The sequence below is a fragment of the Klebsiella sp. S69 genome, from assembly GCF_016516145.1.
Lineage (GTDB): Bacteria > Pseudomonadota > Gammaproteobacteria > Enterobacterales > Enterobacteriaceae > Klebsiella > Klebsiella oxytoca.
In genome coordinates this window covers 1-1,444 of the sequence record NZ_JACVUU010000068.1, presented here as the reverse complement: position 1 = coordinate 1,444, position 1,444 = coordinate 1, and the positions used below count along the sequence as shown (strand labels likewise).

At 57.3% G+C, this 1,444-nt stretch carries 1 protein-coding gene; it reads left to right on the top strand.

The window, feature by feature from the left end:
* Nucleotides 1–46 precede the first annotated feature (46 nt).
* Nucleotides 47–1,300, top strand: coding sequence for an IS91 family transposase (locus tag IAE27_RS29230; RefSeq protein ID WP_413785474.1), 1,254 nt, complete (start codon nucleotides 47–49; stop codon nucleotides 1,298–1,300).
* The last annotated feature ends 144 nt before the right edge of the window (nucleotides 1,301–1,444 follow it).

Below are 1,444 nucleotides of genomic sequence, written 5' to 3'. Positions count from 1 at the left end.
GTACGTAGCGCCCTTACAGGGCGAGCGTCATCGCTTCGCGCTTCCGATGTTTTCATGCCCTGATCCCCGTTTTATACTCTGCGGCATGTATATTCCGCGCCCCGCAAAGCTGCTGTTCACCATTGATGACGCCTGGAACAGGTATATGGATAAACACGGGGACACTCTCTGCCCATGGACCGTTCTCTGCGTCGAGCCCATGCTCGCCTGCGGCACCGCCGCCATGGGGGTGAAGCGATACTTCTGCGCCTCCCCGGACTGTACCCACTCCCGCTTCTTCTGCCAGAGCTGCAAGTCAAAAGCCTGCAGCGCCTGCGGCTTCAAAGCCACCGAACAGTGGGTGTCGCAGCAGAGCCATATCCTCCCCGACTGCGACTGGCAGCACGTCACCTTTACCATGCCCCATCTGCTCTGGCCCTTTTTCAACAACAACTGGCCCCTGCTCAACCTTCTCTTCCGTGCGGCCACCCGTGCCATGTTCCGGTGGGCCCGCAAACAGGGCGTGGAGGTCGGTATTTTCTGTGCCCTGCATACCTATGGCCGTCAGCTCAACCAGCATCCGCATATTCACCTCTCCGTCACCCGCGGCGGGCTTGATATTAAACACGGCGTCTGGCGAGATATCTTCTTTAAGAAGCACGCCGTGGAGGAAATCTGGCGCGGAGCCGTCATCCGCCTGCTGCGCCACAGCTATGACCTGATTGCCCCCGGCAGCCTGCCGGGGCTGGGGCATATCCGCGATAAAAAACAGTGGCAGCGCTATCTGCAGGCGCAGTACGGTCGCCGCTGGAAGGTGCACTTCGCGAAGAAGACCCGGGGTGCCTGGCGGAGCGTCAAATATCTCGGCCGGTACCTGAAGCGGCCGCCGGTGTCGGCAGCGAAGCTCAGGCACTACAGCGGCGGCGCGGTGGTGCACCATTATTACGACCATCGTACGCAGCAGTACCGGCAGCAGACGCTGACGCAGGAAGAGATGATCGGGCGCTATATCAGCCATATCCCGGAAAAGCATTTTAAGATGGTGCGCTACTACGGTTTTTTATCAAACCGCAAACGGGGTAGCTTGCTGCCGAAGGTGTATGAGGTCCTGGAGATGGACGCACGGAAAAAACCGGAGCGGCCCGGCTTCGCTGCGCTGATGAAAGAATTTCTGCGCACGGATCCGTACAAATGCATTCTGTGCGGCAACCGACTGCGCTTCAGCAGCGCGCAGGCTGGCAGACACGCCTCGGAGTTAGTGGCAGAAAGGCTGCACAGTATCGACCGTAAACGATGGTTGCGGGCACAGGCTGCAGGATAAGTGCGTCTGAAAAATGGGTTTAAGGTTAAAAATGCGCCGAAAACAGCATTTTAACGCCATAAGTGGCATTAATACCCGCCATAACTACACTCCCGAAGACTATGTTCATGGTCAGGAAATTTTTAAAACGATAATTCAATTTCC